The organism is Streptomyces sp. MGP-P1, from assembly GCF_057766565.1.
In genome coordinates this window covers 75,594-89,776 of sequence record NZ_JBYMEM010000001.1, presented here as the reverse complement: position 1 = coordinate 89,776, position 14,183 = coordinate 75,594, and the positions used below count along the sequence as shown (strand labels likewise).

Here is a 14,183-nt window from a genome sequence, read left to right as displayed (position 1 = left end):
GCCTCGGAAGGCGGTGTGAGAGGTACGGGGGCGGGGCCGCCGCTCAGCCGGCGATGCCGCGGAGTTCGGCGTCGGGCGGCAACACCCGGACGAGCTTGCGGTTGACGAACTCCCGCATACCGAGCTGCGACAGCTCCCGGCCGTAGCCGGACCTCTTGATCCCTCCGAACGGCAGATCGGGCTGGGTCGAGGTGGGGTGGTTGATCCAGATCATGCCGGTCTCCACCCGCTCGGCCACCCGACGGCCCCGCTCCACATCGGCGCAGAAGACGGACCCGCCCAGGCCGTACTGGCTGTCGTTGGCGAGCGCGACGGCTTCGTCCTCGTCCTCCACCCGGTAGATCACCGCGGCCGGGCCGAACAGTTCTTCCGCGTACGCGCGCATTCCCGGCTTGACGCCGGTGACGATCGTCGGCCGGACGAAGGCTCCGGGACGGTCGATCCGGTCGCCGCCGGTCAGTAGCTCGGCTCCCTGTTCCACTGTTTCGCGGATCTGCTCGACCAGGTCGGTGGCGGCCCGTTCGGACGAGAGTGGCCCCAGCGTCGTCGCCTCGTCGGCCGGGTCGCCGGGCTCCAGTGCCTCGAAGGCGCGTCGCATGCGCTCCACGAAGTCGTCGTAGACGTCCGCCAGCACGATGAAGCGCTTCGATGCCACGCAGCTCTGCCCGGTGTTGGCCATCCGGCCGGCTACCGCGGCGCCGACCGTACGCTCCAGCCCCTCACCGTCGAGGACGATGAAGACATCACTGCCACCCAGCTCCAGCAGGCTGGGCTTCATGTTCCGCCCGGCCCGCTCGGCGACCTGGGCCCCCGCCCGTTCGCTGCCGGTCAGCGACGCGCCCCTCACCACCGGACTGTCGATGATGCGGGAGACCTCCTCGTGGCTCACGAACAGGTTGGTGTAGACGCCCTCGGGCGCTCCCGCGTCACGGAAGAGCACCTCCAGGGCCAGGGCGGACTGCGGGCAGATCCCGGCGTGCTTGACCAGGACGGTGTTGCCCAGCACCAGGTTGGGTCCCGCGAAGCGCACCACCTGATAGAGCGGGAAGTTCCACGGCATGACGCCCAGCAGGACTCCGAGCGGCTCGTTGACGAGGTACGCCTCTCCTTCCTCGACGTCGAGGGGTTCGCGGGCCGCGAAACCGGGCCCGTGCTCCGCGTAGTACGCGAGGATGGAGGCGGCGAGATCCACTTCTCCCCGTGCCTCGGAGATGAGCTTTCCCATCTCCAGGGTGATGAGTTGCGCCAAGGTCTCCTTGCGCTCCCTCATCAGCCCGGCGACACGGCCGACCAGCGCGGCACGCTCCTCGACGGGCCGCTTCCGCCACGCCTCGAAGGCCCCGTCGGCGGTTTCCAGCACCGCGTCGACTTCCCGACCCTCGATGGCCGGGAACTCCGCGAGCGTTTTCCCGGTGTACGGATTGACGGTGGCGAACGAACTCTTGCGCTGCTCTGACATGGAATCTCCAGAACGACGATTTTGGTGCAGGGGGCGGAACGATGCGCTCCGCCTTACTGCGAGGTACCCGACTGGGCAGGCAGGAAACTGCCTATAAGCACCTATATCGGTAATGGCGCGCCTACGCAGAGTCGTGGAGCCGCAGGCTCGCGCTCGCCTGCCCCGCCCGGCCCCGCTCCAAGGTCTTACGGGAGGTCGACGGGGACGCCCAGTCGACCGGCCGCGGTGGTGAGGGCGTCGCCCAGCGGGAGAGCGATACGGGTCAGGGCGTGCCGGTCGCCCCGGGTCGGGTCCCTGTTGACGATCAGCACCGGAACCTCCGCCCGTTCGGCCTGGCGGACGAACCGGAGCCCGGACATCACCGTCAGCGAGGAGCCCAGGACCAGCAGGGCGCTCGCCCCGCGGACCAGCGCGCGGCAGTGCTCCACCCGCTGCGGGGGCACGGACTCGCCGAAGAACACCACGTCCGGTTTGAGAACGCCGCCGCAGACCGCGCAGGGCACCACGCGGAAGTCCCCGACCTGCTCGTCGGTGAGGTCGGCGTCGCCGTCCGGGTTCATCGAGGCGGCCACCGGCGCGAAGCCCTCGTTGGCCTCCTCCAGCCGCCGCGCCAGCTCGGGGCGTGGGCTGAAGGCGCCGCAGGACAGACAGACGACCCGGTCCAGACGGCCATGGAGGTCCACGACGTCCGCGCTGCCGGCGGCCTGGTGCAGGCCGTCGACGTTCTGGGTGATGACCCCCGACAGCAGCCCCTGCCGCCCGAACGCGGCCACGGCCCGGTGCCCGGCGTTGGGCCGGGCGCGGCCGAACGTACGCCAGCCGAGATGGCTGCGCGCCCAGTACCGGCGACGGGCCCCGGCGTCGGCGGTGAAGTCCTGGTAGGTCATCGGGGTGTGGCGGCTCAGGCTCCCGCTCTCGCCCCGGTAGTCGGGGATGCCCGACTCCGTGGAGATGCCCGCACCGCTCAGGATCAGCACACCGCCACCGCCCAACGCCTCGACGACCGGCTCCAGGTCCGTGGTGCCCGGCAGCGGTTCCTCGGTGGAGGTCCAGCTCAGGGTGGGTCGCATGCGCATGTCCTCAGGGTACGGAACATGACCCCGCTGGCGGTGATGCCGGGCGACGGGGCCGCGGGGGCGACCCGATGGGACGAAGGGGCCGGACCGAAGATGCCGGCAGGGTCCGTTTCCGGCCTCATTTCGTGTCAGGTGCATGATCAAGCTGCGATCGCGGCATAGGTTCTGCGGCCCCGGGAGGAACGGCAACCGGCCCTTGTGTCCCTACGGTTCGCGGTGACCGTCCTCCCCCTCCCTCGGCTCCGCGCGGAGCCGAGCCCCCCATGAGAGTGAAGGGACAGCAATGCTGGAATCCAGATGGCTCAAGGCCGTCGGTGTCACCGCGGCGATCACCCTGGCCACGGCTACGGCGGCGCAGGCCGCTCCCGCGCCGGACCCGGCGGCGGACGGCACGTCGGCGGTGGTGACGCTCCGGTACGACGACAGCCGGGCAGGCGGCTGGGAGGCGGCGATCGCGGCAGGGGTCGCCTCGTGGAACTCCAACGTCGACAACGTCAAGCTGGTCGAGGCCGCACCCGGCACGCGTGCCGAGATACAGATCGTGGCCACCAGCGGCTGGCCGCAGGCCACACTCGGCCCGGTCCGGCCCGGCGGCCAGGCCAGGGTGGAGCTGGGCAGCCAGGCGGTCGCCCAGGGCCACGACAAGACCCGTATCGCCGCTCACGAGATCGGCCACAGCCTGGGGCTGCCGGACACCAAGCCCGGCCCCTGCTCCCAGCTGATGTCGGGATCCAGCGCCGGCATCAGCTGCAAGAACGCCCTGCCGAACGCGGCCGAGCAGTCCCGCGTCGAGTCCGCCTACGCGGGCGGCCTCGCCCCGCGCGTGCCGGCCGACGGACGGGTCCTGGTGGACGCCTCGTAACCGGTCGTACGAGGACACGCGCGGCGCCGGCCCCGTCCTGAACCGGCGGCGGGCCGCCCCGTTCCCGGCCGGCCCGCCGCCGGAACCCGGGAACGGGGTGACACGCCGGATCCGCCCCGGTGTCAGCGGTTCTTCGGGGCGAACGGACCGTCGTGTCCGAAGGCGAGGCGGGCGAAGCGTTCGGCGATGCGCCGATGGGCGGCCGGGTCCGGGTGCAGGTCGTCGGGGAGCGGAAGCTCGGCGTGGTCGCTCTCGCCGTAGAGGTGGAGGCCGTCGAGGTAGTGCAGATGGGGATCGGTGGTGGCGCGGTCCGCGACGATCCGGGCGAGCTCGTCGCGGATGACCGTGAGGGTCAGCTTCCCGGTGGCGCTCTCCGCGGGGTCGCCCATGGCCACGAACCGGAGCCGCCCCTCGCCCGTCGCGCTGTAGTCCGGGGCGCAGGGGCCCGGAGTGATCTCGTGTATGGGGCAGCAGATCGGCGAGACCACCAGCAGCGGTGCGGTGGGGTGGCCCTCACGGATGGTGTCGAGGAAGCCGTGGACCGCCGGGCCGAACGCGCGCAACCGCATCAGGTCGGCGTTGACGAGGTTGATGCCGATCTTGACGCTGATCAGGTCGGCGGGGGTGTCGCGCATGGCGCGGGCGGTGAACGGGTCGAGCAGGGCGCTGCCGCTGAACCCCAGGTTGATCAGCTCGGCCCCGCCGAGGCTCGCGGCCAGAGCGGGCCAGGTGCCGGTCGGGGTGGTGGCGTTGGACCCGTGGCTGATGGAACTGCCGTGGTGCAGCCAGACCGGCCGGCCGCTCGGCCCGGGGCTCCGGAGCGGCGCGTCGGTGCGCAGGGCGACCAGGAGCGTGGTCTCGTCGTGGGGCAGCCAGATCTCGACGTCCTTCTCCTCGTCCGGCAGCCCGGTGAACCGGAGCGTTTCCATGGGACCCGGCCGGGTCCGCGAGGTCATCGATGCCAGGTCCACGGTGAGCGTGTCGCCGTCGAGGGCACTGGCCCGGGCGACGGGGCGGCCGTCCACGAGGAGCTCGTACACCCCGTCGGGGCGTGGCGGCGCACCGGGATAGATGCGCTTGGTGGCCACCACGTCCAGTTCGACGGCGGTGGCCCGGGTGCGGAACGCCAGCCGGACCCCGGAGGGCTGTGATTCGGCCATGGCCAGCTGGCCGTCGGAAATCTGCCGCCGTGCCCGCTCGGGCAGCCGGTGCGGCATCATGCCGCGTCCGGTCCGCTCCAGGTCGAGCGCGCCCCGCAGGATCTCGGTGCTGATGGGGGTCGTCGTCCAGTCGTGCCGGGGGGTCATGTTCTCGGTCTTCTCGTTCGTCGAGGGGGGGCGGGAAGCGGGGTCACGAGGGGGTGGGATCAGGAGGGGGTGGGATCAGGAGGGGGCGGGCCAGCTGCGCAGCAGGGAGTCGAGCGCGTCGAGAATCGCCGTCCAGCTCTCCTGGGAGTCGGGGGAGCTGTGGCGGAAACCGCCGGCCGTCTCCAGTCCCACGTAGCCGCTGAAGAAGCTGCCCAGGAGGCGCACCGCGTGGGTCTGCTGGAGCTCGGTCAGGTCGTAGTCGCGCAGGATCGCCCGCATCATCCGGGAGTGCCGGACGCCGGCGCTCGCGGCCGCCGCGTCCGCTTCGAGCCGGAACCCGGCCGCGGCGAAGCGCCCCGGGTGCTGGAGGGCGTAGTCGCGGTAGGCGTTGGCGAAGGCTCCGAGCGCGTCCCGGCCCGCCCGCCCCGCGAGTGCCGCCGACGCCTCGTCGGCGAGTTCCTCCAGGGCCAGCAGAGCGATCCTCGTCCTGAGGTCATGGGCGTTCCTGACGTGCGAGTACAGGCTCGCGGTCCTGATGCCCAGCTTCCTGGCGAGCTCCGACGGGGTCACCTGCTCGAAGCCGATCTCGTCCGCCAGTTCGGCCCCCGCCCGTACGACGCGTTCCGCGGCCAGTCCTGCTCGTGCCATGCGACCCTCCGAACGCTCACCTGCGATTGCCTAAGAAAATATATGTTTGCCTAATGAGATTAGGCAAATTAGCGTGAGTCCCATGAAGCCCCTGACCGAACAAGAGATCCGTACCGCCTTCGTGAACTGCACCAAGGGCGAGGCCAAGCGCCTGTCCATTCCCCGCGACCTCGCCGACCGGCCCTGGGGTGACCTGGACTTCCTGGGCTGGCGCGACCCGCAGGCCCCCGACCGGGCCTATCTGGTGCTCGCCTCGGGCGAGGGCCCCGTCGGCGTCCAGCTGCGCTCCTCCGACGCCGGGTCCTGGCAGACCCGCCGCAGCATGTGTTCGCTGTGCGTGACCGTCCACACCGGAGGCGTCTCCCTGCTGGTGGCCCCCAGGGCCGGGAAGGCGGGCCAGCAGGGCAATTCGGTCGGCGCCTACATGTGCAGCGATCTCGCCTGCTCGCTCTACGTACGCGGGAAGAAGGACGCGGGCGTCGGGTCGCGGCTCCGCGAGTCCCTCACCCTGGAGCAGCAGATCGAGCGAACCGTGGCGAACGTCCGGGCGTTCATCGCCAGAGTGACGGCGTGACCCGACCCGTCCGGCCGCGGTGTCGCCGGGCGGTACGGGAAGCACGCGTGCGCCTCCGCCGATCGTGGACGACATGGCCGACGGCAAGGTTCCGGACGCCGCGGTGAACGGTTCCGGCCGCGGAAGGGACGGTGCCCGCTCCGATGCCGCTCCGCCGCACCCGCTGGACCTGAGCGGATGCGAAACCGTTCGACCGTGTGCGAAAGACACCGGCCAGATCCGCGATCCCGCGATGTGGCCGGTCCGGACGTCGACCCAATAGGTGCCTGGGGCATCCAATTGCGGTGAGGGGCGGAGCGACCCGCTCCGCACCTATCACCGAGCACTGCGAGGCGACCGCTCCCATGACGGAATCCACGACGGAACCGGCCCGCCAGGACCCCGCTCTCACCGGCCCTTCGATCCAACCGGTCTCCGCGACACCGTTCCCGCAGGACCGCGAGTGCCCCTACCACCCGCCCACCGGGTACGAACCGCTGCGCGCGGACCGGCCGTTGAGCCGGGTCACCCTCTTCGACGGGCGTCCGGTCTGGGCGGTCACCGGCCATGCCCTGGCACGCCGGCTGCTCGCGGATCCGCGACTGTCCACCGATCGCTCCCATCCCGACTTCCCCGTTCCGGCCGAGCGGTTCGTGAACGTGCAGGGGCGGCGCGTGGTTCTGCTCGGCGTCGACGACCCCGAGCACAACGCCCAGCGCAGGATGCTCATCCCGAGCTTCTCCGTGAAGCGGATCGCCGCGCTGCGCCCCCGCATCCAGGAAACGGTGGACGGACTGCTGGACGCGATGGAGCGGCAGGGGCCGCCCTCCGAGCTGGTCGCCGACTTCGCGCTGCCGGTGCCGTCGATGGTGATCTGCGCGCTCCTCGGTGTGCCCTACGCCGACCACGAGTTCTTCGAGGGCTGCTCGCGGCGGCTCCTGCGGGGTCCGGGCGCGGCCGACGTGGTCAGGGCCCGGACGGAGCTGGAGGACTATCTGGGCGCGCTGATCGACCGCAAGCGGGCGGAGCCGGGGGAGGGGCTCCTGGACGAGCTGATCCACCGGGACCATCCCGACGGGCCCGTCGACCGCGACGACCTCGTCTCGTTCGCGGTGATCCTGCTCGTCGCGGGGCACGAGACGACGGCGAACATGATCTCGCTCGGCACGTTCACGCTGCTGAGGCACCCGGGGCAACTGGCGGCGCTGCGGTCCGGAGAGACGACGACGGCCGCGGTGGTCGAGGAGCTGCTGCGGTTCCTGTCCATCGCCGACGGTCTGCAGCGGCTCGCCACCGAGGACATCGAGGTGGCCGGGACGACGATCCGCGAGGGAGAGGGCGTGCTCTTCTCGACCTCGCTCATCAACCGCGACACCGAAGTGTACGAGAACCCGGAGACGCTCGACTGGGACCGCACATCCCGCCACCACCTCGCCTTCGGCTTCGGCGTCCACCAGTGCCTGGGCCAGAACCTGGCCCGTACCGAGCTCGAGATCGCGCTGCGTACGCTCTTCGAGAGGCTGCCGGCGCTCAGGCTCGCCGTGCCCGCGCACGAGATCCAGCACAAACCCGGGGACACGGTCCAGGGTCTCCTGGAACTGCCCGTGGCCTGGTGAGCGGCATGGGCGTCCAGGTCGACAAGGAACGCTGTGTGGGGGCCGGCATGTGCGCGCTGACCGCGCCGGACGTGTTCACGCAGGACGACGACGGATTCGGCGAGATGATTCCCGGCCGCACGGCGGATGCCCATCCGCTGGTGCGGGAGGCCGTACGGGCCTGTCCGGTCGGGGCGGTGTCCCTGACCGGCGACTGACGGGCCGGGCCCGGCGGGACGCGACACGGTCGCGCCCGCCGGGTTCCCGCCGCTACGGAAAGCGCGCCGGCCGGATCAGACGCACCGGCCGGACCAGACGCACCGTCGGGATCGGACGCATCGGCCGGATCAGAGGCCGAACTCCTGCGGGGACACCCCGAGCGCCATGCACGCTTCCCGCAGAACCTGCGCCTCCGCCGGGGCGATGTACCCGTCCGCACCGGCGATCACGAAACCGGTCTGGACGACCGCCTTGGCCTCCACCGGCTTCTTCGCCGCCTTGGCGATCTCCTGCATGGCCTCGGTCTTGCCCTGCTGGAAGTTGAACATCATCTGATCGACGTGCTTGTTGAACCTCTGCCGCAACTGCTCGGGAGGAAAGTTCTGCAGGACGTCGTTCTGCAGGATCAACGTCTCCACGTGGTGCCGCTCGGCGGGGTCGACAGAGCCGTCGGCGGCCGCGACCAGAGCGCACATCGCCATGCTGGCGTCCCGGTACGCCCCGCTCTTGAGCTCCGTCTTGAGCGAGCCGAGCTGCGACTTGAGCAGCCCCACCAACTTCTCCTTCGAGCCGCCCGCCGCTCCCGTACCCGCCTGCCGCTGGCCGGCGGGGCCCCTCGTGCCCTGCGACTGCTGCTGCTGCAGACCCTTGGCCTGGTCCTTGATGCGGTCCCACATAGCCATGCGTGCCACCTTGTCGATCGGATCGACGGTCCGCGCAGTGTGCGCGGCCGCTTGCAACCATTCTCCCTGGTCCGCCCGTTGGCGGCCCTCGCCCGGTGACCGGTGAGCCTCCCGGAGCAGGCCGCTCCGGGAGGCTCGGCGAACCGGTCACGCGCGGTGCTTCTGCCGATCACCTCGACGGGAACGCAGCCTGCGACCGACCGCCACGGCCAGCGCCACGACCACCACTACCAGAACAACCTTCGAGAGCACCCCGACGTAACTCTCCACGAGCTCCCACTGATCACCCAGCAGATATCCGGCCATGACGAGGATGAAGTTCCATATGAAGCTGCCCAGCGCGGTGAGGAGGACGAAGATCGGCAGAGGCATCCGCTCAACGCCGGCCGGGACGCTGATCAGGCTGCGGAAGATCGGAATCATCCGACCGAAGAAGATGGCCTTCATGCCGTGCTTGACGAACCACTCCTCGGTCTTCTTGAGGTCGGAGACCTTCACCAGCGGAAGCCGATCCCACAGGGCGTACATGCGGTCCCGGCCGAAGAGAGCGCCGATCTGATAGAGGGCGACAGCCCCCACCACGGACCCCAGCGTCGTCCAGAACAGAGCGGAGAACAGGCTGATCACTCCCTGTCCCGCGGCGAAACCCGTCAGCGGCAGAATGATTTCGCTCGGCAACGGCGGAAAGAGATTCTCCAAGGCGATCGCCAGCCCGGCCCCGGGGCCGCCCATGGTTTCGACAAGGCTGGTCGCCCACCCTGCGATGCCGCTCGCCGGTTCCGAGGCGAGGGGGAAATACTGCATGTGCGTCTGCTCCAGGACTGAGTAGGGGCCGAGGCCGGAGTGCCGGCCAACTCGGCGTCACATCTTTTCGGGGTCGGAAATCCCGCAGGGGCCGGTCGGATACCGAGAGAGGAATCCGAGGCCCATCACGAGTGGATCGCGGCGGAATTCCGTATGACGCGGGACGTGATGGCACGTATCCACGATCGGGAGATCAAGGCCTGGGGTCGGGGCCACCGGGGGCCTGCTCACAGCAGAGGTCGAGCATGGCGCGGTTCACCGGGCGAACGGCGAGCCGCCGCAGGGCCCCGGGCTGTGCGGGACCCGAGGGCTGCCGCACGACGATCGGAGGCTCCGCTCAGCAGAGAAGGATCTGGACACGGGCAGGGCTTCGCGATCCTGGGTGCGAAGCATGCTGCCGGACGACATCCGTCGCGCAGTCGTGGAGATGCGGCGAGGAGGAGGGAATACCTGCCTGCACGGGCGGTGGGGCCGTCGTGCTTCCCGCCTTGTGGTGGCGGTGCTGGAGCGTCACGTCACCGTCGACGCCCTCCAGCGGAGCGCTCGGCCCTGACCCGTCGAATACGGACACGGAGTGAGAATGAGCTGCCGTGTCGACGGTCTGCAGGGTCTGGGCGGAGGAGCCGAGAGCGAACGCGGAAATCATCAGGAGCACGGCGATACCGGCGCAGAAGGCCAGCATCTTCCTGCAGCGCATTCCTACGCTCCCTGTCCCGGTCGATTCGGCCCGTAGGGCGAAGTGTCAAAGCCGCTCGGCGAATTGCCGCCGCAGGACTGCACTCTAACAGCCCGAACTGAAGCGAACCTGAAGCGCATTTCTCCGTACGGCCCCCGCACTGCCGCGGTCGTACGTCCGCCGGCCCGGCCGGGCGGCGGGGGCGCGTCGGCCGCGGCGGCAGGCGGGTACGGGCGCACGCCTCCTCCGGCTTCCCGCCGAAGGGGCCCTGGAGCGGTCAGGCCGTGCCGGGGACGAGGCCCAGGAAATCGAGGATGAGTGCGGCGACCGCGTCACCGGCGCTTTCCAGCAGAAAGTGTCCGCCGTCCAGGAGGTGGATCTCGGCGTCCGGAACGTGCTCGGCGAAGGCGCGGGCGCCGTCGGGGCCGAAGACCGGGTCGTTCCTGCCCCATACCGCGAGGACCGGCGGTCGGTGCGCGCGAAGATGCGTGTGGGAAGCCGTGCAGCAGCACGACAGCGGGTGCATCGGCGTCGCCGGCCTCCCGGTAGAAGATCCGCTGTCCCTGTACGTCCCATGGAAGCTTGAAGGGTTAGGGGTGGAGAGTTCGCGAGGATGTGGGAACCCGTCCCTCCGCCAGGGGCGATGGCTAGGGTCTGAGGAATGGAGACCATGGGGAATCGACGGGCGAGACGTGTGACGGCGGCATTGGTCGGAGCCGCTGCCGCGGTGGTGTTCGGAGTCGGCGGTGCGCTGGCCGTGGGTACGTCGGACGAGGGGCCGACCGGCCCGGATCCGGTGCCCGTGGAGAGCGTGCCCCCGGGATCGAGCGGGGGCGGTGACGTCTCGGGCGGCTCTGACGGCGGCACGAGCGTGGGTGGCTCCGGCGGCGCCGACGGGGGGTCGGACGGTGGCGGGAGCGTCAGTGGTTCCGGAGGGTCGGACGGTGGCGGGAGCGTCAGTGGTTCCGGGTGGTCGGGGGGCGGCGACGCCGGATCCACCGGGGGGCCCGGGCCCAGCGCCCACCCGAGCGGTCCGGATCCCACGGGCGGACCCAGCCCCTCGCCGACGGCTCCGGTCGATCTCGCGGAGGTCGCCCAGCGGATCGACGACCTGGAGAAGAAGGTCGACGAGCTGCCCACGAAGAAGGATCTGGCCGATGCGCTGCGCGCGTTCGCGGACTCCTTGGAGCAGCAGGGCTGAGTCGTCGTCCGTCGCCGCCCGATCGTACGGAGGGCCTGTCCGGGGCCCGTACGCCTGAGCGCGACGAGTGCGCCGCGCTGCCGGCCGGCCTGCTCACGGTCTAGGAGCAGAAGCCTGGGGAACCCACGGGCCGCCGGCCGGAACTCATGCGGGCGCGCCGTGGTCGAGCGCCCGAAAGGATGAATCGACCGCCGAACCCGGCGTGCCCCGAGGACGGAGGCCGCACTCTGCCGAGAGGGACGGCCGGTGCCGCACCCACCGTGGGGTGCGCGGCGGCGGGCGAGGGGGAGTGGGCAGTGCAATCAGCCAAGGGCCGGCCGCGGGTGCCGTTGCGGGACTGGGCGCGCTATCGGTTCGACCGCACGCTGGCCCGTTCCACCGGCACCCTGATGGGCTGGCTGGTGATCACCTGCCTGGCCGTCGTCGTCCCGGTCAGCCTGCTGCTGGTGTGGACGGATCCCGGATCGCCCACGTCCCTCTCGGAGCGGCTGATCGCGACATGGCGGATCAGCGCCGAGACGCTGCGCCTGGGTGCGGCCACCGGCACGCCACTGCGCCTGGTGCTCTCCGCGGTGCTCGGGCTGGTCGCGCTGCTCTGCGTGTCGACCCTCGTCGGGGTGATCACGACCGGACTGGCCGAGCGGATGGCGGAGTTGAGCAGGGGGCGGTCCACGGTCCTGGAGCAGGGGCACGTTCTGGTGCTCGGCTGGTCCGACCAGGTGACCACCGTGGTGGGCGAGCTGGTCGCCGCCCGGGCCCCGCGGCGGCCGCGCGCCATCGTGCTGCTCGCCGACCGCGACAAGGCCGAGATGGAGGAGGTGCTGGCCGCGCGGGCTGCCCCGGCTTCCCGCGCCCGGATCATCTGCCGCAGTGGTCCCGCCAGTGATCCGGACGTTCTCGCACTTGTCAGCCCGCGGTCGGCGAGCACGGTGGTGGTGCTGCCGTCGGCGGAACCGACGGCCGACGCCGAGGTGCTGCGCATCCTGCTGGCCCTGCGGGCGGTCCTCGGCGAGGACACGGACGGGCCGCCGGTACTCGCCGCGGTCCGGGACGACCGGTACCGTGCCCCGGCCCGGCTGGCCGCGGGTCCCCGCGGCACGGTCCTGGAGACCGACACGGTCACGGCCCGGCTGATCGCGCAGTGCGTCGGACGCCCAGGCCTCTCCCTCGTACTGCGCGACCTCCTCGACTTCGCGGGCGACGAGTTCCATCTCGCCGACGCCACCGCGTTCCACCACGGCCCCTTCGGACCGACCCTGCTGAGCCACCCGGACTCCTGCGTGGTGGGGCTGCTCACACCCGAGGGCCGTACGCTGCTGAACCCGCCCGCCGACACCGTCGTCCGCCCCGGAAGCCGCCTGATCGTGCTCGCCCGCGATGACGACAGCACCCGCGTCGAGGACTGCCGGCACCTCGTCGACGCCTCGGCGATCGCCGCGGCGCGGGCCGAGCCGGCCGGCCCCTCCCGGCTGCTGCTGCTCGGCTGGAACCGCCGGGCCCCCCTGGTACTGGACCAGTTACGGCGCACGGCCCGCCCGGGCTCCGTCGTGGACGTGGTCGCCGACAGCGCCGTACCCGGGCCGAGAGAGCCGGAGGGCGGGGAGCCGACCGGGCCGGACGTGCGCTTCCGGTCGGCTCCGCTGTCGCGGCCCGAGACCGTGCTCGGCCTCGACCTCGATCCGTACGAGGCGGTGGTCGTCCTGGGCCCGGACCGGGGCGACGGCCCCGACCACCCGGACGACTGGACCCTGGTCACGCTGCTGGCCGTGCGACTGTTGGAGCAGCGAACCGGACGCGAGACGCGTGTCGTCACCGAGCTCGTCGATGACCGGAACCGCCCCCTGGCGCCCGTGAACAGCGGCTCCGACGTCATCGTCAGCGGGATGCTGATCGGACTTCTCATGGCTCAGATCGCCCAGAACCGGCATCTGGCCCCCGTCTTCGAGGAGTTGTTCTCCGCAGAGGGCAACAACGTCTGTCTGCGGCCGGCCGGCGCCTACATCCACCCGGGCGCCGAGGCCACCTTCGCCGGCGTCGTCGCCGCCGCGCGGGACCGGGGCGAATGCGCGATCGGCTACCGTCGGCACGACGTCGCCCGCACCGGACCCGGGGACCACGGCATCAGACTCAACCCGCCGAAGGGCGAGCGGCGCGTCTGGCACGCCGAGGACCAGGTGGTGGTCGTCGCGACGGACCGTCATCACCTGCCGACGGTCGCCGCCGGGGATTGCGGGACAGCCCTCAGCCCCAGGTGAGCGGGTCGAGATGGAGGTAGAAGCGCAGGCGCTCCTGATCCGGGGCGATGCCGTACCGCTCGGCGAACGCCGCGTCCGCGACCTGTGCCCGCTCCTCGTCCCCCCATGTCTCGCGCGCGTTGGCGAGCAGCAGCGCCAGGTCGGCGTGACGGTCGGCCGCTCCGAGACGACCCAGGTCGATGAAGCCCGACACCTCCAGGGTCTCCGGATCGAGGATGATGTTGGGCAGACACAGATCGCCGTGGCAGACGACCGAGTCGGCGGCCTCCTGATCCCGTCGCCGAGGGATCTCCCCGGTGAGGCGGGCCAGCAGCTCCGCGGGGGGCACGAGTTGCTGTTCGACCGGGAGGAACTCCGGATGCACGGCGCCCCGGGCCACGACGTCACGTGCGACGGCGAACACGGAGTCCAGCCCCCGGCGGAACGGACACGAGGCCACGGCCACCTCGTGCAGCCCACGGACCGCGTCCGCGATGTGCCCCCAGGAAGCGCGAAGATCCTCGGCGCTCACCTGATCAGCGGGTACGCCCGGGACGGCACGGGTGACCAGGCAGGCGCCCGCGTCACCGGCGTACCAGTCGAGCACCCGGGGGCCCGGTACGCCCTGACCGCTCAGCCAGGCGATCCGGTCGCGTTCCGCCTCAAGCCCGGCCGCATCCTTGGCGGGCACGCACTTGGCGTACCGGGTGGCGTCCACGGAGCGGAAGACGGAGGCACTCGATTCGCCGGCGGCGACAGGCAGCCAGTCGCCCCCCACGCCGAACAGCACCGGCGAGACGGCCCCGGGATCGCAGTGATCGCTCATGGCGGAGACTCTAGCCAGCCCGGCGTACCGGGCCGGCCCG

General features: G+C 71.3%; 13 protein-coding genes and 1 pseudogene. 6 read left to right on the top strand and 8 right to left on the bottom strand.

Translation table 11 applies throughout. From position 1 onward, the window contains the following. Positions 1–43: 43 nt before the first annotated feature. Positions 44–1,459 carry an NAD-dependent succinate-semialdehyde dehydrogenase gene (locus AC3CH1_RS00410; protein ID WP_488460986.1) on the bottom strand — a complete coding sequence of 472 codons (1,416 nt, stop codon included), beginning with the start codon at positions 1,457–1,459 and terminating at the stop codon, positions 44–46. Positions 1,460–1,644: 185 nt separating this feature from the next. Continuing rightward, positions 1,645–2,535, bottom strand: a complete 891-nt coding sequence (locus AC3CH1_RS00405) for an NAD-dependent protein deacetylase (RefSeq protein ID WP_488460985.1) — start codon at positions 2,533–2,535, stop codon at positions 1,645–1,647. A 283-nt stretch (positions 2,536–2,818) separates the two neighbouring features. On the opposite strand from AC3CH1_RS00405, the gene AC3CH1_RS00400 reads away from it, so the two are divergent. Further along, the gene (locus tag AC3CH1_RS00400; protein WP_488460984.1) at positions 2,819–3,397 is read left to right on the top strand and encodes a snapalysin family zinc-dependent metalloprotease; all 579 of its coding nucleotides are present in this window, start codon (positions 2,819–2,821) and stop codon (positions 3,395–3,397) included. 122 nt (positions 3,398–3,519) lie between these two features. Here AC3CH1_RS00400 and AC3CH1_RS00395 read toward each other — a convergent pair whose 3' ends face one another. Beyond that, positions 3,520–4,704 carry a GDSL-type esterase/lipase family protein gene (locus AC3CH1_RS00395; protein WP_488460983.1) on the bottom strand — a complete coding sequence of 395 codons (1,185 nt, stop codon included), beginning with the start codon at positions 4,702–4,704 and terminating at the stop codon, positions 3,520–3,522. A gap of 75 nt (positions 4,705–4,779) precedes the next feature. Beyond that, the gene (locus tag AC3CH1_RS00390) at positions 4,780–5,352 is read right to left on the bottom strand and encodes a TetR/AcrR family transcriptional regulator (protein WP_488460982.1); all 573 of its coding nucleotides are present in this window, start codon (positions 5,350–5,352) and stop codon (positions 4,780–4,782) included. 82 nt (positions 5,353–5,434) lie between these two features. Between AC3CH1_RS00390 and AC3CH1_RS00385 the strand changes: the two genes are divergently transcribed. The 3 genes from AC3CH1_RS00385 to AC3CH1_RS00375 all read left to right on the top strand — a co-directional run bounded on the left by AC3CH1_RS00385 (position 5,435) and on the right by AC3CH1_RS00375 (position 7,718). Then, a complete protein-coding gene (locus tag AC3CH1_RS00385; RefSeq protein ID WP_488460981.1) occupies positions 5,435–5,926 on the top strand; it encodes an FBP domain-containing protein in 492 nt (163 codons plus the stop codon). 344 nt (positions 5,927–6,270) lie between these two features. Continuing rightward, a complete protein-coding gene (locus AC3CH1_RS00380; RefSeq protein WP_488460980.1) occupies positions 6,271–7,521 on the top strand; it encodes a cytochrome P450 in 1,251 nt (416 codons plus the stop codon). Positions 7,522–7,526: 5 nt separating this feature from the next. Continuing rightward, entirely contained in the window at positions 7,527–7,718 is a 192-nt protein-coding gene (locus tag AC3CH1_RS00375; RefSeq protein WP_488460979.1) for a ferredoxin, read from the top strand. A gap of 129 nt (positions 7,719–7,847) precedes the next feature. On the opposite strand, the gene AC3CH1_RS00370 is transcribed toward AC3CH1_RS00375, so the two are convergent. The 3 genes and pseudogenes from AC3CH1_RS00370 to AC3CH1_RS00360 form a co-directional block, all read right to left on the bottom strand. Then, positions 7,848–8,402, bottom strand: a complete 555-nt coding sequence (locus AC3CH1_RS00370; RefSeq protein WP_265597505.1) for a tellurite resistance TerB family protein — start codon at positions 8,400–8,402, stop codon at positions 7,848–7,850. Between the two features lie 147 nt (positions 8,403–8,549). Then, positions 8,550–9,206: a DedA family protein gene (locus tag AC3CH1_RS00365; protein WP_488460978.1), complete on the bottom strand. Its 657-nt coding sequence runs from the start codon at positions 9,204–9,206 to the stop codon at positions 8,550–8,552. A 953-nt stretch (positions 9,207–10,159) separates the two neighbouring features. Next, positions 10,160–10,411 (bottom strand): annotated as a pseudogene (locus AC3CH1_RS00360) (alpha/beta fold hydrolase); the annotation flags it as partial. Positions 10,412–10,576: 165 nt separating this feature from the next. On the opposite strand from AC3CH1_RS00360, the gene AC3CH1_RS00355 reads away from it, so the two are divergent. Together AC3CH1_RS00355 and AC3CH1_RS00350 are read left to right on the top strand one after the other, a co-directional pair. Next, complete coding sequence (locus AC3CH1_RS00355; protein ID WP_488460977.1) at positions 10,577–11,083, top strand: hypothetical protein; 507 nt, start codon at positions 10,577–10,579, stop codon at positions 11,081–11,083. A 296-nt stretch (positions 11,084–11,379) separates the two neighbouring features. Beyond that, complete coding sequence (locus tag AC3CH1_RS00350) at positions 11,380–13,338, top strand: CASTOR/POLLUX-related putative ion channel (protein WP_488460976.1); 1,959 nt, start codon at positions 11,380–11,382, stop codon at positions 13,336–13,338. Here the strand turns inward: AC3CH1_RS00350 and AC3CH1_RS00345 are convergent. Beyond that, a complete protein-coding gene (locus tag AC3CH1_RS00345) occupies positions 13,325–14,143 on the bottom strand; it encodes an APH(3'') family aminoglycoside O-phosphotransferase (RefSeq protein ID WP_488460975.1) in 819 nt (272 codons plus the stop codon). The genes AC3CH1_RS00350 and AC3CH1_RS00345 overlap by 14 nt on opposite strands. Between the last annotated feature and the right edge of the window lie 40 nt (positions 14,144–14,183).

Bases quoted from the DNA above. Each gene is read 5' to 3' on its own strand.
- AC3CH1_RS00410 (WP_488460986.1), bottom strand. From the start codon at position 1,459: ATGTCAGAGCAGCGCAAGAGTTCGTTCGCCACCGTCAATCCGTACACC.
- AC3CH1_RS00405 (WP_488460985.1), bottom strand. From the start codon at position 2,535: ATGCGCATGCGACCCACCCTGAGCTGGACCTCCACCGAGGAACCGCTG.
- AC3CH1_RS00400 (WP_488460984.1), top strand. From the start codon at position 2,819: ATGCTGGAATCCAGATGGCTCAAGGCCGTCGGTGTCACCGCGGCGATC.
- AC3CH1_RS00395 (WP_488460983.1), bottom strand. From the start codon at position 4,704: ATGACCCCCCGGCACGACTGGACGACGACCCCCATCAGCACCGAGATC.
- AC3CH1_RS00390 (WP_488460982.1), bottom strand. From the start codon at position 5,352: ATGGCACGAGCAGGACTGGCCGCGGAACGCGTCGTACGGGCGGGGGCC.
- AC3CH1_RS00385 (WP_488460981.1), top strand. From the start codon at position 5,435: ATGAAGCCCCTGACCGAACAAGAGATCCGTACCGCCTTCGTGAACTGC.
- AC3CH1_RS00380 (WP_488460980.1), top strand. From the start codon at position 6,271: ATGACGGAATCCACGACGGAACCGGCCCGCCAGGACCCCGCTCTCACC.
- AC3CH1_RS00375 (WP_488460979.1), top strand. From the start codon at position 7,527: ATGGGCGTCCAGGTCGACAAGGAACGCTGTGTGGGGGCCGGCATGTGC.
- AC3CH1_RS00370 (WP_265597505.1), bottom strand. From the start codon at position 8,402: ATGGCTATGTGGGACCGCATCAAGGACCAGGCCAAGGGTCTGCAGCAG.
- AC3CH1_RS00365 (WP_488460978.1), bottom strand. From the start codon at position 9,206: ATGCAGTATTTCCCCCTCGCCTCGGAACCGGCGAGCGGCATCGCAGGG.
- AC3CH1_RS00345 (WP_488460975.1), bottom strand. From the start codon at position 14,143: ATGAGCGATCACTGCGATCCCGGGGCCGTCTCGCCGGTGCTGTTCGGC.